At 34.6% G+C, this 26745-nt stretch carries 26 protein-coding genes; 11 read left to right on the forward strand and 15 right to left on the reverse strand.

Annotated features, from left to right (window positions below; translation table 11 throughout):
- Positions 1 to 66: 66 nt before the first annotated feature.
- Together pckA and G3A46_RS00355 are read right to left on the reverse strand one after the other, a co-directional pair.
- Complete coding sequence (pckA, locus tag G3A46_RS00350) at positions 67 to 1668, reverse strand: phosphoenolpyruvate carboxykinase (ATP) (RefSeq protein WP_165144643.1); 1602 nt, start codon at positions 1666 to 1668, stop codon at positions 67 to 69.
- A gap of 70 nt (positions 1669 to 1738) precedes the next feature.
- A complete protein-coding gene (locus G3A46_RS00355; protein WP_165144646.1) occupies positions 1739 to 2137 on the reverse strand; it encodes a DUF423 domain-containing protein in 399 nt (132 codons plus the stop codon).
- Positions 2138 to 2207: 70 nt separating this feature from the next.
- On the opposite strand from G3A46_RS00355, the gene G3A46_RS00360 reads away from it, so the two are divergent.
- Positions 2208 to 3581, forward strand: a complete 1374-nt coding sequence (locus tag G3A46_RS00360; protein ID WP_165144649.1) for a saccharopine dehydrogenase C-terminal domain-containing protein — start codon at positions 2208 to 2210, stop codon at positions 3579 to 3581.
- Positions 3582 to 3655: 74 nt separating this feature from the next.
- Here G3A46_RS00360 and G3A46_RS00365 read toward each other — a convergent pair whose 3' ends face one another.
- On the reverse strand, positions 3656 to 4345 hold the full coding sequence (locus G3A46_RS00365; RefSeq protein ID WP_139853900.1) for a zinc metallopeptidase: 690 nt from the start codon (positions 4343 to 4345) through the stop codon (positions 3656 to 3658).
- 129 nt (positions 4346 to 4474) lie between these two features.
- Positions 4475 to 7354, reverse strand: coding sequence for a leucine--tRNA ligase (gene leuS / locus G3A46_RS00370; protein ID WP_165144652.1), 2880 nt, complete (start codon positions 7352 to 7354; stop codon positions 4475 to 4477).
- Between the two features lie 153 nt (positions 7355 to 7507).
- Here leuS and G3A46_RS00375 point away from each other — a divergent pair, with 153 nt between their 5' ends.
- The 6 genes from G3A46_RS00375 (at position 7508) to G3A46_RS00400 (ending at position 11586) form a co-directional block, all read left to right on the forward strand.
- On the forward strand, positions 7508 to 8386 hold the full coding sequence (locus tag G3A46_RS00375) for a permease-like cell division protein FtsX (protein WP_139854408.1): 879 nt from the start codon (positions 7508 to 7510) through the stop codon (positions 8384 to 8386).
- 29 nt (positions 8387 to 8415) lie between these two features.
- Complete coding sequence (locus G3A46_RS00380; RefSeq protein ID WP_139853902.1) at positions 8416 to 8679, forward strand: DUF3098 domain-containing protein; 264 nt, start codon at positions 8416 to 8418, stop codon at positions 8677 to 8679.
- The gene (locus G3A46_RS00385) at positions 8679 to 9473 is read left to right on the forward strand and encodes an undecaprenyl-diphosphate phosphatase (protein WP_165144655.1); all 795 of its coding nucleotides are present in this window, start codon (positions 8679 to 8681) and stop codon (positions 9471 to 9473) included. Before G3A46_RS00380 ends, G3A46_RS00385 begins: the two co-directional genes overlap by 1 nt.
- Positions 9474 to 10163, forward strand: coding sequence for a tRNA pseudouridine(55) synthase TruB (gene truB, locus G3A46_RS00390; RefSeq protein WP_165144658.1), 690 nt, complete (start codon positions 9474 to 9476; stop codon positions 10161 to 10163).
- A 71-nt stretch (positions 10164 to 10234) separates the two neighbouring features.
- Positions 10235 to 10963 carry a hypothetical protein gene (locus G3A46_RS00395; RefSeq protein WP_165144661.1) on the forward strand — a complete coding sequence of 243 codons (729 nt, stop codon included), beginning with the start codon at positions 10235 to 10237 and terminating at the stop codon, positions 10961 to 10963.
- A 53-nt stretch (positions 10964 to 11016) separates the two neighbouring features.
- Positions 11017 to 11586: a DNA-3-methyladenine glycosylase I gene (locus G3A46_RS00400; RefSeq protein ID WP_165144665.1), complete on the forward strand. Its 570-nt coding sequence runs from the start codon at positions 11017 to 11019 to the stop codon at positions 11584 to 11586.
- Positions 11587 to 11591: 5 nt separating this feature from the next.
- On the opposite strand, the gene G3A46_RS00405 is transcribed toward G3A46_RS00400, so the two are convergent.
- The 4 genes from G3A46_RS00405 to G3A46_RS00420 all read right to left on the reverse strand — a co-directional run bounded on the left by G3A46_RS00405 (position 11592) and on the right by G3A46_RS00420 (position 14138).
- Positions 11592 to 11849, reverse strand: coding sequence for a hypothetical protein (locus G3A46_RS00405; protein WP_165144668.1), 258 nt, complete (start codon positions 11847 to 11849; stop codon positions 11592 to 11594).
- Between the two features lie 217 nt (positions 11850 to 12066).
- Positions 12067 to 12711 (reverse strand): leucyl/phenylalanyl-tRNA--protein transferase, encoded by a 645-nt coding sequence (aat, locus tag G3A46_RS00410; RefSeq protein WP_165144671.1) that lies wholly within the window; start codon positions 12709 to 12711, stop codon positions 12067 to 12069.
- A gap of 96 nt (positions 12712 to 12807) precedes the next feature.
- The gene (locus tag G3A46_RS00415) at positions 12808 to 13188 is read right to left on the reverse strand and encodes a DUF3127 domain-containing protein (RefSeq protein ID WP_165144674.1); all 381 of its coding nucleotides are present in this window, start codon (positions 13186 to 13188) and stop codon (positions 12808 to 12810) included.
- Positions 13189 to 13259: 71 nt separating this feature from the next.
- Positions 13260 to 14138, reverse strand: a complete 879-nt coding sequence (locus G3A46_RS00420; protein ID WP_165144677.1) for a flavin reductase family protein — start codon at positions 14136 to 14138, stop codon at positions 13260 to 13262.
- Between the two features lie 97 nt (positions 14139 to 14235).
- Here G3A46_RS00420 and G3A46_RS00425 point away from each other — a divergent pair, with 97 nt between their 5' ends.
- The gene (locus G3A46_RS00425) at positions 14236 to 15387 is read left to right on the forward strand and encodes a HAMP domain-containing sensor histidine kinase (RefSeq protein ID WP_165144680.1); all 1152 of its coding nucleotides are present in this window, start codon (positions 14236 to 14238) and stop codon (positions 15385 to 15387) included.
- Positions 15388 to 15389: 2 nt separating this feature from the next.
- Entirely contained in the window at positions 15390 to 15737 is a 348-nt protein-coding gene (locus G3A46_RS00430) for a hypothetical protein (protein ID WP_165144683.1), read from the forward strand.
- Here G3A46_RS00430 and G3A46_RS00435 read toward each other — a convergent pair.
- Together G3A46_RS00435 and greA are read right to left on the reverse strand one after the other, a co-directional pair.
- Entirely contained in the window at positions 15732 to 16127 is a 396-nt protein-coding gene (locus G3A46_RS00435) for an HIT family protein (protein WP_165144686.1), read from the reverse strand. The two genes, G3A46_RS00430 and G3A46_RS00435, sit on opposite strands and share 6 nt — an antisense overlap.
- Before the next feature lie 2 nt (positions 16128 to 16129).
- Positions 16130 to 16606 (reverse strand): transcription elongation factor GreA, encoded by a 477-nt coding sequence (greA, locus tag G3A46_RS00440; protein WP_165144689.1) that lies wholly within the window; start codon positions 16604 to 16606, stop codon positions 16130 to 16132.
- Positions 16607 to 16795: 189 nt separating this feature from the next.
- On the opposite strand from greA, the gene G3A46_RS00445 reads away from it, so the two are divergent.
- Positions 16796 to 17230, forward strand: a complete 435-nt coding sequence (locus tag G3A46_RS00445; RefSeq protein ID WP_139853915.1) for a hypothetical protein — start codon at positions 16796 to 16798, stop codon at positions 17228 to 17230.
- Between the two features lie 82 nt (positions 17231 to 17312).
- Here G3A46_RS00445 and G3A46_RS00450 read toward each other — a convergent pair whose 3' ends face one another.
- Positions 17313 to 19700 (reverse strand): TonB-dependent receptor, encoded by a 2388-nt coding sequence (locus tag G3A46_RS00450; RefSeq protein WP_165144692.1) that lies wholly within the window; start codon positions 19698 to 19700, stop codon positions 17313 to 17315.
- Between the two features lie 503 nt (positions 19701 to 20203).
- On the opposite strand from G3A46_RS00450, the gene G3A46_RS00455 reads away from it, so the two are divergent.
- Complete coding sequence (locus G3A46_RS00455) at positions 20204 to 22705, forward strand: ATP-binding protein (protein ID WP_165144695.1); 2502 nt, start codon at positions 20204 to 20206, stop codon at positions 22703 to 22705.
- A gap of 2 nt (positions 22706 to 22707) precedes the next feature.
- On the opposite strand, the gene G3A46_RS00460 is transcribed toward G3A46_RS00455, so the two are convergent.
- The 4 genes from G3A46_RS00460 to G3A46_RS00475 all read right to left on the reverse strand — a co-directional run bounded on the left by G3A46_RS00460 (position 22708) and on the right by G3A46_RS00475 (position 26704).
- Positions 22708 to 24066, reverse strand: coding sequence for a sigma-54 dependent transcriptional regulator (locus G3A46_RS00460; RefSeq protein ID WP_165144698.1), 1359 nt, complete (start codon positions 24064 to 24066; stop codon positions 22708 to 22710).
- A gap of 124 nt (positions 24067 to 24190) precedes the next feature.
- Positions 24191 to 24571 (reverse strand): hypothetical protein, encoded by a 381-nt coding sequence (locus G3A46_RS00465; protein WP_165144701.1) that lies wholly within the window; start codon positions 24569 to 24571, stop codon positions 24191 to 24193.
- Positions 24572 to 24776: 205 nt separating this feature from the next.
- Positions 24777 to 25181, reverse strand: coding sequence for an alternative ribosome rescue aminoacyl-tRNA hydrolase ArfB (gene arfB / locus G3A46_RS00470; RefSeq protein WP_165144704.1), 405 nt, complete (start codon positions 25179 to 25181; stop codon positions 24777 to 24779).
- Positions 25178 to 26704 (reverse strand): DUF4301 family protein, encoded by a 1527-nt coding sequence (locus G3A46_RS00475; RefSeq protein ID WP_165144707.1) that lies wholly within the window; start codon positions 26702 to 26704, stop codon positions 25178 to 25180. Before G3A46_RS00475 ends, arfB begins: the two co-directional genes overlap by 4 nt.
- Positions 26705 to 26745: the final 41 nt, after the last annotated feature.

Here is a 26745-nt window from a genome sequence, read left to right on the forward strand (position 1 = left end):
TCGATTAATTGCAAAAAAAAGGCTTACCAAATGGTAAGCCTTTTTTGTATCTATATATTTCAATAATTATTCTGAAGCTGGAGCACCTGATAAAATCTCATCATTAGCATAAGCTTCGAACTTTGAGAAGTTCTCTTTAAATGAATTTGAAAGTTCTTTAGCCTGAATATCATATGCTTTTTTGTTCTTCCAAGTATCTTTCGGATTTAAGATTTCAGAAGGTACATTAGGACAAGATTTAGGCATCATTAAGTTGAAGATTGGATGTTTTTCAAACTCAACATCTTTTAATTCACCTTCTAATGCTGCAGCAATCATTGCACGAGTGTACTTTAATTTCATTCTGTTTCCTACTCCGTAAGGACCACCTGTCCATCCAGTGTTTACCAGCCAAACATTCACACCTGAATCTTTCATCTTTTTACTTAGCATTTCTGCGTATTCTGTAGGGTGCAGTGGCATGAAAGGCGCACCAAAACAAGCTGAGAAGCTCGGTGTTGGCTCGTTAATCCCTTCTTCAGTACCAGCAACTTTTGCAGTGTACCCACTAATAAAGTGGTAAGCAGCTTGTCCTGGAGTTAATTTTGAAATTGGAGGTAACACACCAAAAGCATCAGCCGTTAAGAAGAAAATATTCTTCGGGTTTTCACCCATAGATGGCTTCTGAATATTGTTAATATGGTAAATAGGATAACTTACACGCGTGTTTTGTGTGATAGTTGTATCGGCAAAATCTACTTCGCCTTTATCATTCATCACAACGTTTTCTAGGATAGCCCCAGGCTTAATAGCGTTGTAAATATCTGGTTCGTTTTCTTGAGAAAGGTTAATAACCTTTGCGTAACATCCACCTTCAAAGTTGAAGATTTTGTTATCTGCTGTCCAACCGTGCTCATCATCACCAATCAATCTGCGCTCTGGATCTGCAGAAAGCGTAGTTTTTCCTGTTCCTGAAAGACCAAAGAAAATAGCTGTTTCACCATCTTCTCCAACATTGGCAGAACAGTGCATTGGCATTGTGTTTTTGTAAACAGGAAGTATAAAGTTAAGAGCAGAGAAAATTCCCTTCTTAATTTCACCTGTGTACCCAGTACCACCAATAAGTGCAATCTTTTTTGTAAAGTTTAAGATAGCAAAATTGTGCTGGCGTGTTCCATCAACTTCAGGATCTGCCATAAATCCTGGTGCATTTACAATTAACCACTCTGGATCGAAGCTTGCAAGTTCTTCTTCTGTAGGACGAAGAAACATATTGTGAGCAAACATATTAGACCATGGAGTCTCAGTAATTACACGGATGTTAAGTTTGTAATCTTCTTCGGCACAAGCATAGCTATCACGAACATATACATCTTTACCAGAAAGATAATCTACAACCTTGTCGTAAAGCGCGTCAAACATACTTGGTGGAAATGGAATGTTTATATTTCCCCACCATACTTTATCGCGAGTAACATCGTCTTTTACAATAAATCTGTCTTTTGGAGATCTTCCTGTGAATTCCCCAGTATTAACAGCTAGGGCACCCGTAATAGATTCCTTCCCTTGACCTTTTTGTAAAGTTTCCTCGTGAAGTTCCTGAGATGAAAGTTGATACTTAACTTTTGCATTTTTGATTCCATATTCATCTATGGAAATCGTTTTTTTAGTTTGGTTATTACCCACCATAACTTGTTTTAGTTTTTTGAAGTGTACAAAAATAACAATTCTTATACAGACTTCTGAATTTAAAATAAATTTATCGCTTCTTTAACGTTAAAATTCCAAATGCTAACAAAATCCAGCCTACCATAAACAATAAACCACCAATAGGAGTAATAAAACCTATTACTGATGTATCAAATGATAAAATTTCATTCATTGACAATAAATATATTGAACCTGAAAAAAATATTATGCCTGTAATAAACAGCCAGAATATTCTTTTTTTAAGCGGTTGCGGAATTAAAGGAACTAGTCCTAAAAATAAAATTGCAAGGCCATGATACATTTGATAACGCACACCAACTTCAAAAGTTATGAGAGATGATGAATTTAACACTTCTTTTAAACTATGCGCTCCGAATGCTCCAATACCGATGGTAATTGCTAAAATGATCGAGGCTGTTGCAGCTACATTTTTATCAAAAACTGTCATTTTTAAAATTTGGAATTAGTAATTTCGTCCTTCTTAAATAAACTTCAAAGTTAACAAAAAAACTCTCCCAATGAGAAACATATTAATAATAGGTGCAGGAAGATCAGCAACAAGTTTAATTCGGTATTTGCTAGACAAAAGTGAAGAAGAAAATCTTTTTATAACCATTGGTGACATTTCAGTACAATCTGCAAAGAAGTTAATTCAAAATCACCCTAATGCAAAAGGGATACTACTAGATGTTTTTAATGACGCACAACGAAAAGAAGCTGTTAAAAACAGTGATATAGTAATCTCCATGCTTCCAGCTCGCTATCATATTGAAGTAGCTAAAGACTGCCTAGAGCTTGGAAAAAATATGGTTACCGCTTCATATGTGAGCAAAGAAATGCAAGCCCTTAACCCTAAAGCTGAGGCAAAAGGACTAATTTTTATGAATGAAATAGGTCTTGACCCTGGTGTTGACCATATGAGTGCGATGCAAATAATAGACAGAATTAGAGCAAAAGGCGGTAAAATGCTTCTTTTTGAATCGTTTTGTGGTGGATTAATTGCTCCAGAAAGTGATGACAACCTATGGAATTATAAATTCACTTGGAATCCGAGAAACGTAGTTTTAGCTGGTCAAGGTGGCGCTGCTGAATTTATTCAGGAAGGAAAGTACAAATACATCCCTTATCACAGACTTTTCCGTAGAACCGAATTTATCAATATTGAAGGTTATGGAAAGTTTGAGGTGTTAGCAAACAGAAATTCACTGCAATATCAATCTGTTTATGGACTTGAAGATATTCTTACTTTATATCGCGGAACCATAAGAAGAGTTGGATTTAGCAAAGCTTGGAATATGTTTGTTCAACTTGGAATGACGGATGACACTTATACTATCCCAGACTCTGAAAACTTAACCTATCGTGATTTCGTGAATTTATTCTTAGCTTATTCTCCAACAGATTCAGTTGAACTTAAGCTTCGCTATGCATTAAAAATCGATCAAGACGATTTAATGTGGGAAAAACTTGAGGAACTAGACATTTTCAACGATAAGAAAACTATTGGTATTAAGAATGCAACGCCTGCCATGGCTCTTCAAAAAATATTGGAAGAAAAATGGACTTTATCTGAAGACGATAAAGATATGATTGTGATGTACCACAAGTTTGGATATGAACTAAATGGGGAAAAACATCAAATCGATAGTCATATGACCTTAATTGGTGAAGATCAAACCCATACCGCAATGGCAAAGACCGTAGGATTACCTGTTGCTATCGCAGCAATAAAAATCCTTAACGGTGAAATTACTACACCTGGAGTTCAGCGTCCTATTGCTAAAGAGGTTTACGAACCAATCTTAAAAGAACTTGAAGATCACGGTGTAATTTTTAAAGAGGAAGAAGTGAAGTATTTAGGCTACAACCCAGAAAACCTTCACTTAGGATAATCACTTAATTTAAAGCTATAAACAATAAAAGCCTGCAGAAATGCAGGCTTTTATTGTTTATATATAGTTTGATATTAATCTCTATTAAGGAATATTGAGATAAAATATAGTAAGGTTGCTAAAGACCCAATTGCAGCTACTACATAAGTTCTAGCCGCCCATTTTAAAGCATCTTTTGCTCCTTCGTGTTCTTGTGGTGTCACCATATTATTTGTCTCCAACCAAACTAACGCTCTTTTACTAGCGTCAAATTCCACTGGAAGTGTAATAAAAGCAAAGGCAGTAGTCACTGCAAATAAGGCTATACCAATTCCAAATACCCAAGTTCCAAAAGCAGAACCAGTAGCAAATAAAATAAGCCCAGCCATAATCACAAAATTGGATAATTTACTAGATACACTTACTGCAGGAACAATTTTAGAACGCAGTTGCAACCAACTATAAGCAGTAGCATGCTGTACCGCGTGACCGCATTCGTGTGCAGCTACAGCCGCAGCCGCAGCATTTCGTTGCATATAAACTGGCTCACTTAGATTAATTGTTTTATCTGCCGGATTGTAGTGATCTGTTAATTGTCCCGCAACTGAGATAACTCTTACATCTGTAATTCCATTATCGGCAAGCATTTTTTCAGCGATTTCTTTACCGCTCATTCCATTTTGAAGATGGATCTTGCTGTATTTTTTAAACTTACTTTTTAGCTTATTGCTAACATACCAGCTTACCAAAAAGATAATCCCAGCAATTACATAATATCCCATCATAATTTTAATGTTTTAGGTTTGTTTGTTTCTTTTTCTATAACTTTTATAACTTGTGCTTTGTAAATCTACTTCGTAATTCTACAAGACACAAAGTTTTCAAAAACAATATATCAAAAAACGTGCAAAAATTTATCCTACAATATTTACAATTTTTCCAGGCACAATTATCACCTTTTTAGGCGTACGACCCTCTAAATATTGAGCTGTTTTCTCGTGTGACATTACGGCAGATTCTATTTCGTCTTTCGTTAAATCTAAAGAAAGCTCTAAAGTAAAGCGCATTTTCCCATTGAATGATATAGGATACTCTTTACTGCTTTCAACCAAATGTTTTTCATCAAACTTTGGGTAAGATACTGTAGCAATACTTTCAGAATGACCTAATTTATTCCAAAGCTCTTCTGCAATATGAGGTGCATAAGGTGAAATTAGAATAGCTAAAGGCTCTAATACTTCTCTTGAATTACATTTTTGTGCTGAAAGCTCATTCACTGCAATCATAAAAGATGAAACAGAAGTATTAAAACTAAAGTTTTCAATGTCTTCTTCTACTTTCTTTATTGTTTTATGCAGGGTTTTCATACTGTCTTTTGATGCCGCATCTTCAGAAACATTAAAGCTTTCATCTGCACCAGAGTGATACAGCTTCCACAATTTTTTAAGGAAACCATGTACTCCTGTAATTCCTGCAGTATTCCAAGGTTTTGCTTGTTCTAGAGGTCCAAGAAACATTTCGTACATCCTTAATGTATCAGCTCCGTACTGCTCGCAAATATCATCGGGATTAACTACATTGTATTTAGACTTAGACATTTTCTCTACCTCGCGAGAAACTTTGAAAGTTCCATCTTCTTCAGTGATAAATTCTGCATTTTTGAACTCTTCACGCCAATTTTTAAAAGCAGAGATATTCAGTTCGTTTTGAATGTTTACTAGTGAAACATCTGCGTGAATTGGCTGTGTTACATAATCCTTTGCCAAAGAAGCAGTAACAAATTTGTTTTCCCCTTCAATTCTATGAACAAACGCACTTTCACCCAAAATCATTCCTTGGTTGATAAGCTTTTTAAATGGTTCTTCTACAGGTACCAATCCGCGATCACTCATAAACTTCACCCAAAAGCGGCTGTATAATAAATGTCCTGTTGCATGTTCGCTACCACCTATATACAAATCTACATTTTGCCAGTAGTCCATAGCTTCTTTAGAAGCGAAAACTTCATTGCGTTTGGCATCTTCCATATAACGGAAGAAGTACCAGCTACTCCCGGCCCACCCAGGCATAGTATTCAACTCAAGAGGGAAAATAGTTTTATTATCTACAAGTTTATTACTAACCACAGTAGCGTTTTCTGTATCCCAAGCCCAATTCTCTGCACGGCCTAATGGCGGCTCGCCTTCTTCGGTTGGCAAGTATTTTTCCACTTCAGGAAGGTGCAGCGGTAAACATTCAGTTGGTACTGCTTGTGGCATTCCATCTTTGTAGAAAATTGGAAATGGCTCTCCCCAATATCTTTGTCGGCTAAAAACTGCATCGCGTAAACGGTAGTTTATTTTACCTTCACCTACTCCTTTTTCTTCTAAAGCAGCGATGATTTTTTCTGTTGCCTGCTTATAATTTAAGTCGTTTAAGAAATCACTATTTGTGATAACTGTATTTTCTTTATCGGAATACGCTTCCTCTGAAATATCTACTCCTTTAAAAATATTTGGAATTGGTAAGTTGAAGTGTTTTGCGAAATCATAATCACGTTGGTCTCCACAAGGAACGCTCATTACAGCACCAGTTCCATATCCAGCCAATACATAATCCCCAATCCAAATAGGAATTGCCTCCCCTGAGAATGGATGTTCTGCATAAGCTCCTGTAAAAACTCCTGTTATGGTTTTTACATCTGCCATACGCTCGCGCTCACTGCGTTTTGCTGTAACAGCTATGTAATTTTCAACTGCTTCTTTTTGTTCAGCAGTCGTAATTTTTGAAACTAATTCGTGCTCAGGTGCCAAAACCATAAAGCTCACGCCGTAAATTGTGTCTGGACGGGTTGTGAACACTGGAATTTCAAATGGTGAGTTTTCTCCTGACCCTGAACTCATAACTTTGAACTTAACAGAAGCTCCTTTGCTTCTTCCAATCCAATTAGTTTGAGAATCTTTTAAAGGCTGTGGCCAATCGATATCCTTAAGACCGTCTAATAAGCGTTGTGCATATGCAGTAATTCGCATACTCCACTGCTTCATCTTTTTTCGGACTACTGGATAACCTCCGCGTTCAGAAACACCATTTACAATTTCGTCATTCGCCAAAACGGTCCCTAGCTCAGGGCACCAATTTACCTCTGTTTCAGCTAAATATGTAAGCCTGTATTTTAAAAGGATTTCTTGTTTCTTAGTTTCAGAAAACTCTTTCCATTGTTCTGAAGTGAAAACCTCGACATCTTCATCACAAACTGCATTTACATTCTTGTTTCCTTCAGCAGAAAAAATATCTTGTAATTCTTCGATAGAACGTGCTTTGTCCACATCGTTATCATACCAACTTTCAAAAAGTTGTAAGAAAATCCATTGGGTCCATTTGTAATATTCAGGGTTTGAAGTACGAACTTCACGACTCCAATCGAATGAAAAGCCAATTCTATCTAATTGTTTGCGATAGCCTTCAATTTCATTTCCATTTTTATCAACTCCACCTTCAATATTCACTTTTGTGGTTTCCGCTGGATGTTGTCCTGTTTGAATTGCATACTGTTCTGCCGGAAGTCCGAAAGAATCATAACCCATCGGGTGCAAAACATTAAAACCCTGATGACGCTTAAATCTTGAGTAAACATCACTAGCAATATAACCAAGTGGATGTCCTACGTGAAGTCCTGCTCCAGAAGGATAAGGAAACATATCCAAAACGTAGTATTTTGGCTTTCCACTGCTATTTTCAGCTTTAAAAGTTTGGTTTTTGGCCCAATATTCTTGCCACTTTGCTTCTATTTCGTTGAAGTGATATTTGCTCATTCTATTAGTTTCAAGTAAAAAAACAGCCCCTTGTTTATGTTCAGGAGATTGGGCACAAATTTACTGCTATTGTACGAAAGTCAAAACTTTAAACGTTGTTTAGTGCAAGATGCAAAATTACTTGTATTTTTACGGCAAAATTCTACAAACCCTATGAGTGCTTCTTTTGAAAAATATCAAAAACGCAGATTGATTTCTTCCTACTTTTCAGTAGTAATCAGTATATCACTAGTGCTATTTCTATTGGGATTACTGGGATTGTTAGTTTTAAATTCTAAAAAAGTAGCAGACTACTTTAAAGAACAAATTGCAATTACTGTTTTCCTTAAAGACAGCGCCAAAGAAGTTGAAATCACACAACTCAAACAAAGTTTGGCTTTAGCAGAGTACACCAAAAGCGCTGAATTTGTTTCAAAAGAAGACGCTGCCAAGGAACACCAAGAGACTTTAGGAGAGAATTTTATAGAATATTTGGGCGAAAACCCACTTCAAAATAGTATTGACGTATACATTTTAGCCGATTACGTAACGCCACAAAAAATGGAAGAAATCACTACAGAGCTGAAAGAAAAAGGTTTTGTAGACGATGTTATATATGACAAACCTTTAATTGCACAACTTACCGACAACGTTAAACGCATCAGCTTTTGGATTTTAGTGATTAGCGGAATTTTTACATTTATAGCTGTTTTACTAATAAATAGCAGTATTCGCCTTAGTATTTACGCAAAGAGATTTACAATTAAAACAATGCAGATGGTAGGTGCTACCAAAAAGTTTATTCGCAAGCCATTTGTATGGAAAAGTGTACGTCTAGGAGTTATTGGTGCTATTGTAGCTATGATTGGAATGGGGTTGGTGCTGTATTACTTAAACGAAAGCTTCCCACAACTTCAATTGTTAGGCGATAAAATTATGCTTGCAGGTTTATTTATCTTCATCTTTTTGATGGGGGTTTTAATTACCTGGATAAGTACTTTTATTGCTACGCAACGATTCTTAAACCTAAGAACTGACGATTTGTATTATTAGTGGTGAGTGGAAAATAAAAAATATTAAAAATGGGAGAGAAAAAAAATAAAGAAGGGTTTAAGCCAGACTTTGTGTTTGAACGTAAAAACTACAAGTTTATGCTTATTGGCATTGCATTTATCGCATTGGGATTTATTTTAATGACTGGCGGTGGAAGTGATGACCCAAATGTTTTTAATCCCGAAATTTATAATTGGAGAAGAATCCGTTTAGCTCCTGCGTTAGTCCTAATAGGATTTGCAATAGAAGTTTACGCCATATTATTAAAACCTGATAACAAAGAACAGAATTAGTGGATTATCTAGACGCAATTATTCTTGGAGCTATCCAAGGATTTACTGAATTTTTACCTGTTTCTTCAAGTGGTCATCTTGAATTAGGAAAAGCAATATTAGGAGATACATCAGTCCCAGAAGAAAGTTTACTTTTTACTGTAATTCTTCACTTCGCTACGGCTTTAAGTACCATTGTAGTGTTTAGAAAAGATATCATTGAAATTGTTTCAGGGCTATTTAAATTTCAATGGAACGAAGAAACTCAATTCATAACAAAAATTGTTCTTTCAATGATTCCAGCTGTTGTAATCGGCTTGCTTTTTGAAAAAGAATTAGAGTCATTTTTTGGCGGAAGTATTGCTTTTGTAGGGGCTATGCTAATTGTTACAGCAGTACTTTTATGGTTTGCCGATCTTGCAAAAAACACTGGAAAACCTGTAACATTCAAAGACTCAATTATTATTGGGGTTGCTCAAGCAATTGCTATGCTACCCGGTATATCTCGTAGTGGGGCTACAATTTCAACCTCAGTTTTATTAGGAAACGACAAGTCTAAAGCTGCTAGGTTTTCATTTTTAATGGTTGTCCCATTAATTTTTGGAAAAATTGCAAAGGATCTACTAAGCGGTGATATTACAACGCAAAGCACTAATTTTGGAACTTTAAGCGTCGGATTTATTGCAGCGTTTATCTGCGGACTTATAGCTTGTACTTGGATGATTTCCTTAGTTAAAAAGAGTAAACTACGTTATTTTTCAATCTACTGTGTGATAGTTGGTATTATTGCAATAGTAACCAGCTTATACATATAAATGACAGGAGAAGACTACAAAGAAGGCCAAGTAATATTAATCGACAAACCATTGGAATGGACATCATTTCAAGCGGTAAACAAGGTGCGTTGGTTAATTAAAAAATCTTTCGGATTTAAGAAAATTAAAGTCGGTCACGCCGGCACTTTAGACCCATTAGCAACTGGTCTTTTAATAATTTGTTCGGGAAAGTTTACAAAGAAAATCGATACTTTTCAAGCTCAGGAAAAAGAGTACACAGGGACTTTCACTCTTGGAGCTACTACACCCAGCTACGACCTAGAAACTGAAATAGACCAGAATTTCGATATTTCCGAAATCACTTCAGAACAAATACACGAGGCAACTAAGGAATTTATAGGTGAAATTCAGCAGCAACCCCCAGTATTTTCAGCGTTGAAAAAAGACGGGAAACGCCTTTATGAATTTGCTAGAAATGGCGAAGAAGTTGAAATTCCTTTTAGAAAAATAACTATTTCAGAGTTTGAAATAACAAGAATAGACCTTCCAAATGTAGACTTTAGAGTGGTTTGCAGTAAAGGCACTTACATCCGTTCTCTAGCTAACGATTTTGGCAAGGCTCTTAACAATGGTGCTCATCTATCTGCATTGCGCAGAACAAAGATTGGTGATTTTTCTGTAGCGAATGCTATAAGCATCTCAGACTTCGAATCTTCGCTTCCTAGTTAAAATATCTCTAATAGAGCCCTAATTTTCAAGTGTTTTGTGGAATTTTGTATAAAATTTCAGTACTTGCATAAATGAATTTTAATTATTCATATAAAGCTTTTTTAATAACTTCACTTCTTACAGGAAGTCTAGTGCTATTTCTATTTAGCATAAAACTTTCAAAGCAGAAGGAAGAACTCAACTATGATACCTATGAGGTTGAAATGGCAGAAGAGGTATTGCCTGAAGAGAAAGAAGAGGAAATCGCGCAGCTAACTCCAGAAGTTAGTAGAATTGAAACAAACAAAGCTTTTAATGAAGCAGAAAAATATAAATCCCCTTTTGAAAGTGAAGATCGAGAATTAACTGAAACAACCGAAGGCAAGCTTCAGGAAATGCAAGAAGCCTTGGAGAATTCTAAAAACAGCTTGAACGGGAACATCTCAACTAAAGTTTCTAAACCTGAAAGAGAGAAAAAAACAAAGTTTTCAAATACCGACAGTAATGATAAAGGTGAGGCTGTTGTAAAAGGTGGCAATAGAAACACAACTATTAGTTATCGATTAGTAAACCGCCAGGATATAGATTTACCTAATCCTGTTTATACTTGTTATGGCTATGGAAAGGTGGTGATAAATATTGAGGTAAATAATCTCGGGAAAGTTGTAAAAAACTCCTACAACAAATCAGCATCAACAACTTCCAATCAATGTTTGATAGATGCCGCTCTTGATTATTCAAAGCAAGCTCGTTTTACAACCGACGCTTCAAAAGAAAAACAATTGGGTACAATAACTTTCAATTTCCCAGGGCAACAATAATTTGTCCACTTAACGAAGTTGTAGTGGGTAGTTTCCATCTAAAGAATCAACTTATGGATAATAATAAAATACGCTGTGCTTGGTGCGGCACCGATCCTTTGTATATAAAATATCACGACGAAGAATGGGGAGTGCCAGTTAAGGATGACAAAATACTGTTTGAATTTCTTATCCTAGAAAGCTTTCAAGCGGGATTAAGTTGGATTACTATTCTTCAAAAAAGAGAAAACTTCAGGATGGCTTTTGATAATTTCGATTACAAGAAAATAGCCAAATACGATCAGAATAAAATTGATGAATTACTTCAAAACAGTGGGATTATCCGAAATAAATTAAAGGTAAATTCTGCTGTATCCAACACCAAGGCTTTTATGAAAATTCAAAATGAATTTGGAAGCTTCAGCAATTATATTTGGAAGTTTATTGACAATACACCTATTAAAAACATTTGGAAAAACCACAAAGATGTTCCTGCAACCACTCCCATAAGTGATGCTATAAGTAAGGATTTAAAAAAAAGAGGTTTTAAATTTATGGGGAGTACTGTTGTTTATGCATATATGCAAGCGGTAGGGATGGTAAACGATCATATAGCTGATTGTTTCCGTTATCAACAAGTTTGATTTTTCTAATAAATATTCTTCTTAGACTTCAATAAATCTGCTGCAGCAACTGCTTTCAGAGCTTGACGATAATGTGAATCTAATTCAGGATCTGTATTTTTCTCAACAGAAAAAAGCTTTTGGAACCAAGTAATTGCTTTAGAATATTCGCTATTATAATAATAAGCTATTGCTAAGTGTTTATATATAAACGGTGTTCCGTACCCTTCGCGCACTACCTGCTCATAAACTCGTACTACATCAATATCCTTATTTACATCCATAACTTTAGTGTTAGCTTGAGAATAAGAAATGGTTGAGACACAGGCAATCAAAAGAACAGTAAAAAATGTTTGTTTTAAAGTCATTGGAGATGTGAGGGATAACATTACTTTCAAACAATCTTTATACTAAAACTTAATAGTATGGATCATCCTTCCACAAAAAAACTGAAAATAAAGCGATTAAACGACAATTTTGTTCAATTTAACACAAATAACTCTATTTAGATTTTAGTATTTTTAGAAAATCGTCTCTTTCTATCTCTTCTGCGCCTAAACTTTCTAAATGTTCATTATAGATCTGACAGTCGATTAATTTATAATCTTTTGCTTTTACAAACTCAGAAAGGTGATAAAAAGCAACTTTTGAAGCATCACTTACTAGGCTAAACATACTTTCACCACAAAATACTTTCTTATTTGGAAGGTCTATTCCGTATAGGCCACCCACTAGCTTATCGCCTTCCCAAACCTCAACAGAAACAGCGTGACCCGCATTGTGCAACGCTATATATGCTTGTTGCATCTCTTTAGTTATCCAAGTACCATTTTGACCCTTTCGTGGAACAGAGGCGCAGTATGAGATAACAGATTTAAAATCTTCATTGAAAGTAATTGTAAATTTTTTGTCTCTAATGGTTTTTCTCAGGCTTTTAGAAACTTTAAACTTATTTGGCATTAGAACCATTCTTGGATTTGGACTCCACCAAAGCACTGGTTGTCCATCTTCATACCAAGGGAAAATACCAGAATTATATGCTAGTAATAATCGTTCGATAGAAAGATCACCACCAATAGCGAGAAGCCCATCTAACGTTGCTTCTTCTATATTTGGAAACCAAAGTTTTTCAGTTAAGAAATGCATTGTTCAAAATTGCTAAATATGTTTCACAAAAAACCTCGAAACGTTTAATACGCATCGAGGTTTATATGTTTAATACTATTTTTTAAATAAGTATTTTTAAAAAGGAAGATCGTCGTGATCTTCTTCTTTAAAGTCGTTTGCAGGCTCAAAAGCATCTGCAGGTGGCATTGGAGGCATTCCTGAAGTATCAGGTGCAGCTTGCGATAAATTCTCAATTCTCCAGCCTTGAATACTATTAAAGTACTTAGTTTCCCCTTGAGGGTTTACCCATTCACGACCACGTATATTGATACTAACTTTAACATCTTGTCCAACTTTGTATGCATTTAGCAAATCAGTTTTGTCTTGAACAAACTCTATCATTATAGTCTGTGGATACTGCTCCTCAGTTGTAATCACCATTTCACGCTTTCTAAACCCATTGCTTCCAAAGGTTTTTGTTTCGTCTATTAATTTTATCTTTCCTTGTAATTCCATCCGTAATTATGTTACTGTGTTATTGGTATTTTTTATTTCTAATGCTTTTCTTCTTTACAAAAAGGCAATTTTTATGCCTGATTTCCTAGCAAAATTTTCCAAGCTTCGCTAACATTCCCTTCACTTAGGAACTCGTGAGCTCTTTTATGAATTGCCTCAATATTGTTTGAAGATATTAAATCTTTTAATTCTGTTGAAGAATCTATAAAAGTACGTATTTCTTCTGTATTTGGAAAACTTTCAACGTTACCCAGCACCCCTAAGTCATTACCAGTCAATACCTTGCTGTTTCTAACAGCTTCAGGAAGCTTATCCACCCCTATTCCTAGGGTTCTCAACGGTTTTGGCACTTCAAAGAGTCCGTTTTTTGCGCGACTGTACCAATTTCCTCCAAGTCGAGAAACTGTATCTATCTTAAATGGATCGATAGCACCGTCGTCATCAAGAATGTTTTCTTTAATATGAAGTTTTACAACTTCACATATAACCAAGTTACCAGCTCCACCTTCTTTACCGAGTGAAATTACTTCGTTTACTTTACACTCTAATTGCACTGGTGCTTCAGCAACACGAGGAGGTGTAATTAAATCTGAAGCCTCTTCGGTAAATCCGGCTTTGATAAATTCGTTAACACCTTTGTCGTACTCCGTAGAAGAAAGTGACACTTGTTGCACCATATCATAACTTACAATGTTTATGACCACTTCTGGTACTTCTAAAACATTTTCGTAAGTGTGTTTTGTGGTGTTATCACGCCCTCTTCTTGCCGGTGAAAACACTAAGATAGGGGGTTTGGCACTAAAAACATTAAAAAAACTAAATGGCGAAAGATTTACATTTCCCTCGCTATCGATTGTACTCGCAAAGCATATTGGCCTTGGAGACACAGCCCCTAATAGGTAACCGTGTAATTTTGCTGTTGATAATTCGTGTGGTTCTATAGAAATCATAGAATGCAAAGGTATCAAAGATTATAGCTTGTAAAAACTTGATTGTACAATAATATCAACATATTTGCTTTATATTTATTCAGGTAAAATTTTCTTTATGCTTCAGAAAAAAACGTTTTCACGTTGGGCTTTTATTATCGCTTCAGTTTTTATAGTGGGGCTTATTTTATGGAACACCTATATTTTCTTTAATCAACTTAAAGAAAATGAGCGAGCTAAAATGGAAATATGGGCTGCTGCATACAATGATTTTCTGCAAAACAACAGTCTCGATGCTCCAGTTGGAGATGTAATCCTTACGGTTATTCAAGGAAATGTTACTACTCCAATGATATTATATACGCATAAAGAAGATATATATACCGATAGAAATATTGATCCAAACGATATAAATACGCGAGAGAAAAAAGAAAAGTTAATCAAGCAATTTTCTTCGGAATACACTCCAATAGAAATTCGAAATGAAAACAATCTACTTGCCACAATCTATTACGGTAACTCACCAGTTATTAACAAGCTGAAGTATTATCCAGCTTTTTTGATTTTAATTATTTTTCTTTTCATTTTAGCTATTTACCTATTCTACAAAACATCCAAATCTGCCGAACAAAATAGACTTTGGGCTGGAATGGCAAAGGAAACAGCGCATCAAATAGGCACTCCACTTTCATCTTTGGTAGGTTGGACTGAAATTCTAAAAACTGAAAATGTAAATCCTGAATATATTACTGAAATGGAAAAAGATGTTTTAAGGCTTGAAAAGATTACAGATAGATTTTCAAAAATTGGTTCTGTTCCAAAGTTGGAAAAACACGATTTAGTTGAAGAAACAAAAACAACATTTGAATATTTACAAAAGCGTTCTTCAAAGCTCATAGAATTTCAACTTGATATTCCTGAAAATCCAATATACGTTCAAATGAATCCACAGCTATACAGTTGGACGATTGAAAATTTAGTTAAAAATGGGATTGATGCAATGCGTGGAAAAGGAAAGATAAGTATTTCTATAGTGCAAAATTCAAGATTTGCTTATGTACATATTTCTGATACAGGAAAAGGACTTACCAAAAGTGAGTTTAGAAGAATATTCACACCTGGACATACCACAAAAAAACGCGGTTGGGGCTTGGGATTATCACTTGCAAAACGTATAATTGAGGAATATCACAAGGGGAAAATTCGTGTGTTGAAAAGTGTTCCTAACGAAGGAACTACTATGGAAATCGCTCTTAAAACTAACGTTTAAAAATGTCGACAAAAACTCATACGTTGCATACTGCACGTTCTAAAAATAACTGCCCAAACTGTTTTGGGACAGACGGTCTTGAATTTACATTTTTTCAAGATGAAATAGAAACTCCGTTTTATAAAAAGCCTGTAAAACAAATGGAGGAAAAGCTCTATTGCCATACTTGTACTACTATAATTTATCCAGTAAATTGGACTGAAGACATTGAACGGGTTTATGAATACAACAAAAAAATAGCGGAAACCAATAAACATAATTTACAGGTAAAACCGCTATTCTATATTGTACTAATTGCAGCAATTATATTAATTGCCTTGAGTATTTACTTTTTGATGAACGCTTTATGAATTTAAATTTTCAGCGATTTTAGCTGCTAATGCTTTAAACTCCTCATCCTTCATATCTATTTTTTTGGTGAAACGCATATCATCCATTTCATTTAATGGAATAAGATGCACGTGAACATGTGGTACTTCAAGGCCAACTACTGCCATGCCCACACGTTTACAAGGAACAGATTTTTCTATAGCATGAGCAACTTTACGGGAAAATTGCATCAATTGTAGATACATATGTTCTCCCATATCGAATATCTTGTCAATTTCTTCTTTTGGCACACAAAGGGTATGTCCTTTAGAGTTGGGGTTTATATCCAAAAAAGCAATAAACTTATCGTCCTCTGCTACTTTATAAGCGGGGATTTCTCCTTCAATGATTTTTGTGAAAATTGACGCCATATTTAATCTCTTGAGATTTCTAATATATCAAATTTAAGTATTCCGTTAGGAACCTGAATTTCAGCCACTTCACCTTGTTTCTTACCTAAAAGACCTTTTCCGATAGGTGAATCTACTGAAATTTTTCCAGCTTTTAAATCTGCTTCACTCTGAGCTACCAATTTATAGGTCATTTCCATACCATTGGTTTGGTTTTTTATCTTAACAGTAGAGTGAACCAGTATTTTACTAGTATCTAATTGAGATTCATCTATCAAACGGGCGTTAGCAAGCACAGCTTCAAGTTTAGAGATTTTCATCTCCAACATAGCTTGTGCCTCTTTGGCAGCATCATATTCGGCATTCTCACTTAAATCACCTTTATCACGGGCTTCAGCAATAGCATTAGAAGCTTTCGGACGCTCTACATCACGTAAGTGATCTATTTCATCTCTTAATTTTTTTAACCCTTCGGCTGTGTAATAAGATACTTTACTCATAACTTCATCGTTTGTGTATGTAAAACATACATATTCTATATATATAATAAAATCCCGACACGTGCGGGACTAACTTTAATAAACTGAAAAAATCCCATGCGATGATGGGATTATATCAAACAAATATACTAAAAATTTACATCTTATGTAAATTGTTGTAATTTCGAACTTTAAATTTAATTCATTTTAATGAAAAAAACACTTTATTTACTGATAATCACGATAGTAATTGCTTCTTGTTCAAAAAGCGACGATAAACGTGAACGCAATCCTTACTTAACCGATCCCTTAGTAAGCTTAAATCTAAACTTAAACCTCCCAGAATACAACCCTTTGCGTTTTCCTGGCAATTATGTAATTGTTAACCAAGGAATAAAGGGAATCGTTGTGTATTGTGTTAGCGAACAAATGTATTTGGCTTTCGACCTTACCGATCCAAATCACGCTCCTAGCAACTGTTCGCGTATGGATATAGATGGTATTACAGCATCTTGTCCTTGTCCTAACGATGAAAACTCATACTATATTACATCAGGGAGACATATTTCAGAACCTGATTTAAAATATCCTATGCAACAATATAGAGCTGAAAGAAGTGGAAATAATGTTATTATAAATAACTAACACTTTAAGTTAACTCAAGACTCTCTTACGATAATTTACAAAACAAAGACTCCGCTAAAATTAGCGGAGTCTTTGTTTTTATTTAGAACTTTATTGTAGCTCCTAAAAGAAAGTTTGTAGTTGCCTGCGGATAATAACCCGCACCTTCTATTGTAGTAACCGTTCCAGGATTACTGAAATCATCATCCCAAGTGTAGAAGTATCCGTTAGACACATATTTTACATTGAAAATATTATTCACTAATCCAGAGAAAACAATTTCTTTAACCCAAGGTAAGTTATCTAAAATATAAACAATATTAAGGTCGTTAATAAAGAAACTATCCAACTTTGAAGCTTCACTATCAATATTTCCCATGTACTGCTCCCCTACAAATTTTGAAAGCAAGCCTATTTGAAAGTTTTTTGTTGGTGAATATTCAAGCATATTTCCAGCAACTACAGATGGAGAAAATGAAATATTTGTTTTTCCAAGATTAACAAGCTCCCCATCACGAGATGTAACAAAGTCTATATTTTTGTTTGTACTTAAAGCGATATTAGGAAGAGTTCTTAGGTTTTTCAAAAGTTGAATTTCTGCATCAACTTCAAGGCCTAAACGGTAGCTTTTCCCACTACTTGTTCTTAAAGCAGCTCCTACATCATTTAATTCACCAGAAAGCACCAATTGGTCTTTATAGTGCATATAGTAAATGTTTGTATTAACTTTTGTTTTCGCAGAACCAAATCTCCACCCTAACTCAAAGTCATCTAATTTTTCTGGAGTAGTAATTCCTTGTTCGTAATCATTTCTTGAAGGTTCACGATGCGCTTTACCATAAGAGAAGTAAAATTGATTTGATGGATTCAATTTATAAGTCAAACCAGCTTTTGGATTAAAAAAAGCGTAATCTTCATCAATCTCCATTAAAACCAAATCAGAAGTAATACCTGTAGTGTTATAGTTTAAAAATCTTCCTTGTAAATCTCCAAATACACTTAACCTATCGTTTAATCTGTAAGTAGCTTTTGAGAAAATAGTAAACTCACTCTTTTCCCCATTACTATCGTAATAACGGTCTCTTATTTCTGAAGCACTAGCATATCTCGCCCAAATTACTTCTCCGTAATGATCTCCAGTATAATAGCTGTAAAATGCACCTCCTGTAAAATCTATACTATTGTTTTTGTAGTTAACAGTGGCATTAGCTGCATAAAAGTGATTATCTAGCCAACGACGACGGATTACATCGGTTCTATTAATTGTGTCACCACCTATATATAGAGGCTCAAATCCATAAGTTTTAAACTTTTGATCTTCTTTATATTGTTCAAAATATCCTTTTCCTCTGGTGTAGTTGAAAGATAAGTTTGTACTCCAATTACTATCATAGCGCTGATTCCATAATAACTGATAATGATCTTGAGCGTAATCGTCTATTTCGTTATCATAAAACTGTATGTTTCCATTTTCATCGGTATACATACCTGCAGAGTTAAAGGTTCTATCATTTTCAAGTTTCTCAGGATCTTCTAGACCATTCCAAGACTGATAAGTAATATTTTTCCCTCCAAAAGTTAAGGCTTTAATTAAAGTGTTGTCATCCACAAATGCAGCCTGAAGAAAGTACGATTTTAAGTCTGAGCTCGCTCTATCGATATAGCCATCAGATTTAATTGTTGACAATCTACCCGATACTTCAAAATGGTTAGAAAGTAATCCAGTACTAAATTTAACGTTGTGTTTATGTGTATTGTAACTTCCAAAAGAATTAGAGATTTCGCCATATGCATCATTTGATACTGCATCGCTTAACAAGTTTAAACTTGCACCAAAAGCTCCAGAACCGTTTGTAGAAGTTCCAACACCTCTTTGAAGCTGTAAGCTTTGTACTGAAGATGTGAAATCTGGTAAATTAACCCAGAAAGTACCTTGGCTTTCAGAATCGTTATAAGGTATTCCGTTCAGCGTAACATTTACACGAGAAGCATCACTACCACGAACACGGATGTAAGTATATCCCACTCCTGCTCCAGCATCACTAGTAGTAACTACAGACGGCATATAACTTAACATATAAGGGATGTCTTGCCCTAGATTTCTTTTTTCCAGTTCTTCTTTTCCAATATTTGAGTGGGTAATTGGTGAATCGGCATCTACGCGAATAGCTTGAACTAAAACCTCATCCAACGTTTCTGTGGTTTTTGAAAGAGTAATATTCAACTCCATATCACCATTTACAACAATAGATCTAGTTTCGGCATTATAGCCTAAGTGACTAAAAACAATTGATTGAACTCCTTGATTTACGGTCACACTATAGTTTCCATCAAAATCGGTAATTGTTCCGCTGTTACTCTTCAAAATAACATTAGCTCCAGCCAAGGGCTCCCCATCAGAACTAGTTACAGTTCCTGAAACAATATGTTCCTGGGCAAATGTGATGAAGCTAAAAAAGGCAAATACTGAAAAAATCAATAACTTTTTCATTCGTAATAGTTTAAAGTTTACGAATAAAAGGGGCGTTATTCTTGGTTTATTAAATGGTTTTAAATAAAAAATCCCTGAAAATATCGCGTCGCGCAATATCACAGGGGTACCTTATAATTTTCCCTTAGCAGCATTACCTGCTCAGGTTCTTTGGGTATAATCTCAGCTTCTTCAAGTTCAGAGTTCAAAGTTTTGAGTTTAAAGTTTTTCAACCTCCGCTCATTTCTAATAACTCTTAACTAAAATCTGCACCCCTTTGAGATGTTCGGCAAAAGTACATTACTTTTAGACATAAACATAATATTTCAAAACCTTTAAGATAGTCCTATACAACCAAGTAAAAAGGCTGTCCATATATTTATTTGGAATATATTTTGTGATGTTTTAATAGCACATTATTGATAATAAATAGCAGTTCCATCCTTATTTTTGAATAAGTTTTTACAGCTGATTTTATCAATTCCTTAATACTTATACAATCGCATTGTAATTACATTTACACGATGGCTAATTCAAGAAATAAATTCACACTTAAAATCATACTGAGTTACTTGGTTTTGATTGCTTTAGCAGTGCTTGTTGGATTCTTTTTATATTCTGAATTTCAAAACTACACTGCCGAAAATATTGAAAAAACAGGTGAGAAAAAATTTATTGAAACAGGAACATTAATCAATCTAGTTTACGAAACAGATGGGTTTTCGAGACTTGCACTTCTTTCTGAAAGTGAAGAAGACTATGAAAAATACGTAGTTAAAACAGACTCACTATTCAAAAAGATTAAAGAAATAAAATCCCTTACTGTTAATGATTTTCAGATTAAACAGTTAGACAGTGTAAAATCTCTAATTGAAGAGAAAAACAGAAATATAGAACAACTTCGAATCCTTAGGCTTACAAATCAAAAGGATACTTCGCTAGATGATATTATGCGTGAAGTAAGAAAGCTCGAAGCTTCTGTTGGATTAAATTCGGTTGAATCATTAATTAAAGATCCTTCGCAGCTAAGTAGAAATGAACGTCGTATTTGGCAGAATTATGCCGATTACCTCAATAGAGATTCCACTCGAGACACCGCCAAAGTAAGGTCTAAAACTGTAGATTCTATGCTTATAGCTTCTCGCTATATAGTGGCTGAAGCTAAAAAATTAAATTCTCGAATTCGAAAATCTTTAAATCAACAAGAAAATGAACTCATCAGGAATGACCTTAATATTTCTGAACAACTTAGGGAGATTATAGCGAGTTTCGATCGTGAAATTTCTAAAAACAACCTCATTGAAAAACAGAAACGCGAAGCTTCGATAAAACGAACTGGCGACATATTGAAATTTGCTGGATTACTAGGTGGTATCGTTGTATTGCTCTTTTCTTATTTTATTCTTTCAGACTTTTTTAGAGCCGATCGATATAAAAAGAATTTAGAAGCTTCTAAAAACTATGCTGAAACTTTACTAAAAAGTCGTGAACAACTTATTTCTACTGTAAGCCACGATTTAAAAACCCCGTTAAATACCATCAGTGGTTATTCAGAATTAATTGAAAACTCTTCACTTTCTGAAAAACAAAAATACTACCTATCTCAAATTACATCGAGCTCACAATTTATCTCTCAATTAGTTGACGATTTATTGGATTTCTCAAAGTTGGAAGCTGGAAAACTACCTCTTGAGAATGTGGCTTTTTCATTAGAAAACATAATAGAAAATGCCGCAAATGCTGTACATCAACAGTACATTGAAAAACCGGTAGCACTTAAGATTTCAATTTCAGAATCTATCAAGAACAAGTTTTATAAGAGTGATCCACTTCGCATTAGGCAGGTTGTAAATAATCTATTAGGAAACGCTTTTAAGTTTACTGAAAAAGGAAGTGTTGAAATTCGAGTTGAAGAACTGTCAAAGGCGAAAACAGGAGTTAGTAAGAAGAACGAAATTTCTAATATTCAAATTTCAGTTATTGATACGGGAATTGGTATTTCAAAAGAAAAGCAAGAACTCATATTTAATGAATTCACCCAAGCTGAAACTGAAATAGCCCATAAATTTGGTGGAAATGGATTGGGATTAGCAATTTCTAAAAAGCTGACTGAACTTTTAGGCGGGACTTTAAAAGTAAAAAGTGTTTTAGGGAAAGGAAGTACATTCACCTTAACGCTTCCATTGCAGCATAGCAATAGAATTTTACCTACAAAAACCAAAAACGTTGTAAGTAGTTTTAATGGTTTAAAAGCCATTATTATTGATGATGACCAAACAATGCGTGCACTTTTGAAAGAGATTTTGGAGCAATTGAATATAGACTCAGAAACATTCAGTAGTTATGAACAACTCAAAAATGCCGATTCTGAATCTCGTGTGGATACAAACGCCGATTTTGTTTTAACCGATATTCAAATGCCAAATACTGACGGTTTTACGCTATTAGAAAATTTAAAGAAAGGGGAAATCAAAGCTTACAATAATCAGCCAGTCATAGCAATGACAGGCAGTAGAGAGCGCAATCGTGAATATTATTTAAAAGAAGGTTTTGCTGAAATGCTTGCGAAACCCTTTTCAAAAGAAGACTTAATTAATATTCTAAAACACTTATTCCCTAACCAATGGGAAGCATCAGAAGGCTCTAATGAAAGTAACACCACAAATGAAAGTTCAAAGAGTGGTGACATTTTTAATTTATCGCTGCTAAATTCATTTTTGAGTACTCCTGAAGCCTTAGAAGAAGTATTAAATATTTTCAATCAGCAAACTAAAACCGATTTACAGCTTATTGATAAAGCAATTGAAGATAACGATGTCGATAAAGTTAAAGAAATCACACATAGAATGCTTACGATGACGAGACAACTTCAAGCTAAAGATGTGGTTGCTATTTTAGAAAAAATGGAAGAATACCCAGAAGTAACTGCCAAAATATCAAATGAACTTCAGATAGAAATGAGAAGCGATTTTAATAAGCTAGTGGAAAAATTTGATTTGCTACAACAAGCACTTAATAATCGATAAGATTAAAGTTCGATATTATATAATTCCAATTTATTGTAAAGTGTTTTTCGAGTAATATTAAGCAATTTGGCAGCCTTAGTTTTATTGAAATCAACTTCTTTTAACGCATTAAGAATTAATTGCTTTTCGTTGGTTTCTTTTGAAAAATCAACTTTTTCATTCTTTTTATTTACAGAAAAAATCACTTCGCGTGGTATTACCTCCAACGGAATTAAACTTGAATTGGTTAACAATACCGAACGCTTAATTACATTTTTCAACTCTCTTAAGTTACCTGGCCAAGAATAGGCTTTGAAGGCCTCCTCTACTTCTTTTGACAGCCCGAGTACCTCTTTCCCTAAAGATGCGTTTGCTTCGGCTAAGAAGTATTCAATAAACAAAAACAAATCTTCTTTACGTTCGTGTAATGAAGGAATATGAATTGAGAATTCGTTTAATCTATGATACAAATCTTCTCTAAATTTCCCTTCTTGAACAGCTTTTAATAAATCTTCATTAGTAGCTGAAAGAATTCGAACATCTACCTCAATTTCTGTGTTACTACCAACTGGTTTTATTCGTCTCTCTTGTAAAGCACGCAATAACTGAATCTGGTTTTCATAAGAAAGATTTCCCACTTCATCTAAGAAAAGTGTTCCGCCATCTGCAGCTTCAAAATGACCTTTTTTATCGTTAACAGCGCCAGTAAAACTTCCTTTTATATGACCAAAAAACTCACTTGCTGCAATTTCATTAGGAATTGCACCACAATCTACTGCTACAAAGGTTTTATTATTTCTTGAACTAAAATCGTGAATAGCTTTTGCCGCAACCTCTTTTCCTGTTCCACTTTCCCCTTGAATTAACACACACATATCCGTAGGGCCAACGAGTTTTATGTACTCGTTAAATTTTTTGGATGATTCACTTATCCCAACAACAAAATTTGGTTTTGCTTGAGGAGTTTCTACTTTTTTAAACTCGTTTTTATTGACAGAATCGTCTGTATATTCCGACTTTGATTTTAAAGAATCCTCTTCAATTATCATTAATAATTCTTCGGGGCGGAATGGCTTTGAAATGTAATCTATTGCACCTTTTTTAATTGCCTTTACTGCAGTATCAACTTCAGCATAACCGGTCATTAGAATTACTTTGGTGTTTGGAGAAGTTTTTTGAGCAAATTCTAGTAGGTCTAAACCAGAGTCATCTGGAAGTTTTAAATCTGTAATAAGCAGGTTAAAATCGCCTTCGGTTATTGCTTTTCGAGCACTTTCTCCTGTTGACGAAATTGAAATTTGAAAGCCTTTACGCTCCAAAAAGGAACCAAGCATTTTTCCAAATGCTAGATCGTCTTCTACTATGTGTATTTTCTGCGCCATCGTATTATCTCAAAAGGTAAAAATAGCGACTATATAGGAGGGTAATCTCTAAAATTATCATAAAAAAAGACGCTCTTTTAAGAGCGTCTTTTTAAAGAAGTATTGAATCTAAAATACCTGCAGCTTACTGCTTCTTTAATTCATTTTTAATCCACTCACCTTTAGCGTTTGCATATACAGTTGCCTTTTTTGCTTCTGCAGTAGTAAGTTCGATTTTATAATCTCCCTTGGCATTCACATAAGCCTTAGAAATAGATGCGCCGTCAAAATCATTAGCTACGGCATTTTGTACGGCTTCAGGTAGTTCAGAAGCTTTAACTTCTTTAAAATCTTGAACAGCGTTCGCAGAAAGTTTTAAGTCTTGAGCAGCTTCTACTTTTTCTTCAACCTGAGTTAAAGTAGCAGACTTTTGCTCATTCATAGCAGTCACCTCTTTATCAGATTGCGCAGTTACTGCAGTTAAACCTCCTAATACTATCGCTGTACTTAAAATTAATCTTTTCATAGTTTTTGTTTTTTAAATATTATATATATCGTTTACTAAGTTTGTTTGTTGAATTGTATATAGAAAAATTAGTGCCACAGAAAGGACACTCTATGCAAAGCCCACAAACACCAACAAAACAACTGATTAGGATAAATTCAAATGAAAAATAATTGTGTAATAAGCGATACAACCGTGTAAAAATTACACACTTAATGTGTAATCTCTAATCAATCTGGGGAGGTTTTCGATTGACTTTTTTGAAAGCGATTACTTTTTTACTTTTTAAACGACGGTCAATGGCACTTTTAGATGGTTTAGTCTTTTTACGTTTTTTTGCAACTTTCAAGTTTGTTTTGAGTAAGTCTATCAACCTCTCTATTACAATAGCTTTATTTTTATGTTGGCTTCGCGTTTCACCACATTGTAATATGATTAAACCTTCAGTAGTAATTTTTGAAGAGAGTTTTAATCGAAGTCGTTCTTTTTCAGTTTCCGAAAGCGCTTGAGAGTTTTCTAAATCGAAAGTAACCTCAACTTTTGAAGCTGTTTTATTCACGTGTTGTCCTCCCGGACCACTACTGCGAACGGCTTTAAAGGCAAGTTCCGATATTAGAGTTTCTATTATCACTTTGGTTGGTGGGCTTCGTTTAAAAGATCGTTTACTGTTTTCACAGGATTAAAAGTAATAAGTGGCACCTCAACAAAAACTGTATTCCAATTTGCCATTGCCCCATTCCATAAACCTGGAAGCTCCAAGGCTTTTATAGGTTTCCCTTGATGAGATTTATTTGAAATAAAGCAGGTGTCAGGGTCTGAATATTTTAACAAGTCGTATTTCTTGCCTTTGTAATCCCGAACCCCACAAACTAAATCGACTGGATTAAAATGTGTTGCTTTATCCACCAAAGCTTTTTGTTGCGGGTTATTAATATCAATCTGAGACATTTCTACAATTTGATATGACTGGTTTCCATGTTTATCTTTTATAAGAAATGGACCCCCACCTGGAGCACCGGTATTTTCAACCACACCACAAACACGAAGTGGACGTTCGAGAATATTTAAAAGTGTTTCCTTATCAACTGAAATATTAGGAACCTTTAGCTCTTCAGATATAAATTGTGAAATTTCCTGAAGTGTTTCATCTAAAGTATTTTCGGATTGAAGCTTTTCAACATAACTATAAATTTTATGCTGAAGTGAAATTAATTTTCCAGCTAGAACTTTCTTTTGAAAAGCAATTGTTTCAACATAATTTTCAGACACTACATTGTCGATATTCTTGATGAAAATTATATCAGCATCAATGTCGTTCAAGTTTTCTAGAAGCGCTCCGTGCCCTGAAGGACGAAAAACAATATTTCCATTATCATCTAAAAACAATTCGTTCTCGGGGGTTACAGCAACTGTATCGGTTTCGTTCTTTTGAAAAGAATACGATATATTAAATTTTACACCAGTCTTAGCTTCTATTGAATCCTGAATTTCATTATAGCGAGATTTAAACTTTTCTTGGTGTTCTTCTGAAACGGTAAAGTGCAAATTCGCAACATTATTAGATGTTGCATAGTAGGCAGCCTCATACAATTGTTCGCCAAAGGCAGTAATAAAATCTTCCCCGTCTTTATGAAAAGGAACGAGTCCTTTAGGTGTATTACTGAAGTTTAATCCAGATTCCCCTAGTACTTCTTGAACAAACAAATAATATCTTTTCCCTAAACTAAAGTCTTTAAAATCGGGATATTTTTCGTTTAACTTAGCTTTTACAAGGTGTGAAAAAGCGAATTTAGCAGTAGAAGAAAAAAATGTTTTTAAGTCTTTATTTTCTTCTTTTTGAATAAATGTTTCGATATCATCCTCATCTGGATGGAAGTTTTCCAAAAACTGATGCAGAAATTTAAACATTCTCGTTGCTGCTCCAGAGGCGGGAACAAATTTCATTAAGTCGAGCTTAGCCTTATTGGCTTCAAATAGATTTACAAATTGCTGCTGTTCTTCATCAGAAAAAACTTTTATCCCCTTATTTGCTGAAGCAGGTTCTACTACATTGGCAAACGGAATTCCATTTTTAAATATTTGAAGTTGCTCTTTTACACTACCTTCTGAGAGGCCGTGAGCTTTTATTTGTTGAATATTTTTTTCTGTAAACATGTTTGCTTTCAAATTTGATTTTTCCTCTTCGTCCTCTGCGC

This window comes from Aequorivita sp. KMM 9714 (assembly GCF_011065475.1).
Lineage (GTDB): Bacteria > Bacteroidota > Bacteroidia > Flavobacteriales > Flavobacteriaceae > Aequorivita > Aequorivita sinensis.

Excerpts from the sequence above, each read along its gene's own strand:
- pckA (WP_165144643.1), bottom strand. The coding sequence starts at position 1,668 with ATGGTGGGTAATAACCAAACTAAAAAAACGATTTCCATAGATGAATAT.
- G3A46_RS00355 (WP_165144646.1), bottom strand. The coding sequence starts at position 2,137 with ATGACAGTTTTTGATAAAAATGTAGCTGCAACAGCCTCGATCATTTTA.
- G3A46_RS00360 (WP_165144649.1), top strand. The coding sequence starts at position 2,208 with ATGAGAAACATATTAATAATAGGTGCAGGAAGATCAGCAACAAGTTTA.
- G3A46_RS00365 (WP_139853900.1), bottom strand. The coding sequence starts at position 4,345 with ATGATGGGATATTATGTAATTGCTGGGATTATCTTTTTGGTAAGCTGG.
- leuS (WP_165144652.1), bottom strand. The coding sequence starts at position 7,354 with ATGAGCAAATATCACTTCAACGAAATAGAAGCAAAGTGGCAAGAATAT.
- G3A46_RS00375 (WP_139854408.1), top strand. The coding sequence starts at position 7,508 with ATGAGTGCTTCTTTTGAAAAATATCAAAAACGCAGATTGATTTCTTCC.
- G3A46_RS00380 (WP_139853902.1), top strand. The coding sequence starts at position 8,416 with ATGGGAGAGAAAAAAAATAAAGAAGGGTTTAAGCCAGACTTTGTGTTT.
- truB (WP_165144658.1), top strand. The coding sequence starts at position 9,474 with ATGACAGGAGAAGACTACAAAGAAGGCCAAGTAATATTAATCGACAAA.
- G3A46_RS00395 (WP_165144661.1), top strand. The coding sequence starts at position 10,235 with ATGAATTTTAATTATTCATATAAAGCTTTTTTAATAACTTCACTTCTT.
- G3A46_RS00400 (WP_165144665.1), top strand. The coding sequence starts at position 11,017 with ATGGATAATAATAAAATACGCTGTGCTTGGTGCGGCACCGATCCTTTG.
- G3A46_RS00405 (WP_165144668.1), bottom strand. The coding sequence starts at position 11,849 with ATGGATGTAAATAAGGATATTGATGTAGTACGAGTTTATGAGCAGGTA.
- aat (WP_165144671.1), bottom strand. The coding sequence starts at position 12,711 with ATGCATTTCTTAACTGAAAAACTTTGGTTTCCAAATATAGAAGAAGCA.
- G3A46_RS00415 (WP_165144674.1), bottom strand. The coding sequence starts at position 13,188 with ATGGAATTACAAGGAAAGATAAAATTAATAGACGAAACAAAAACCTTT.
- G3A46_RS00420 (WP_165144677.1), bottom strand. The coding sequence starts at position 14,138 with ATGATTTCTATAGAACCACACGAATTATCAACAGCAAAATTACACGGT.
- G3A46_RS00425 (WP_165144680.1), top strand. The coding sequence starts at position 14,236 with ATGCTTCAGAAAAAAACGTTTTCACGTTGGGCTTTTATTATCGCTTCA.
- G3A46_RS00430 (WP_165144683.1), top strand. The coding sequence starts at position 15,390 with ATGTCGACAAAAACTCATACGTTGCATACTGCACGTTCTAAAAATAAC.
- G3A46_RS00435 (WP_165144686.1), bottom strand. The coding sequence starts at position 16,127 with ATGGCGTCAATTTTCACAAAAATCATTGAAGGAGAAATCCCCGCTTAT.
- greA (WP_165144689.1), bottom strand. The coding sequence starts at position 16,606 with ATGAGTAAAGTATCTTATTACACAGCCGAAGGGTTAAAAAAATTAAGA.
- G3A46_RS00445 (WP_139853915.1), top strand. The coding sequence starts at position 16,796 with ATGAAAAAAACACTTTATTTACTGATAATCACGATAGTAATTGCTTCT.
- G3A46_RS00450 (WP_165144692.1), bottom strand. The coding sequence starts at position 19,700 with ATGAAAAAGTTATTGATTTTTTCAGTATTTGCCTTTTTTAGCTTCATC.
- G3A46_RS00455 (WP_165144695.1), top strand. The coding sequence starts at position 20,204 with ATGGCTAATTCAAGAAATAAATTCACACTTAAAATCATACTGAGTTAC.
- G3A46_RS00460 (WP_165144698.1), bottom strand. The coding sequence starts at position 24,066 with ATGGCGCAGAAAATACACATAGTAGAAGACGATCTAGCATTTGGAAAA.
- G3A46_RS00465 (WP_165144701.1), bottom strand. The coding sequence starts at position 24,571 with ATGAAAAGATTAATTTTAAGTACAGCGATAGTATTAGGAGGTTTAACT.
- G3A46_RS00475 (WP_165144707.1), bottom strand. The coding sequence starts at position 26,704 with ATGTTTACAGAAAAAAATATTCAACAAATAAAAGCTCACGGCCTCTCA.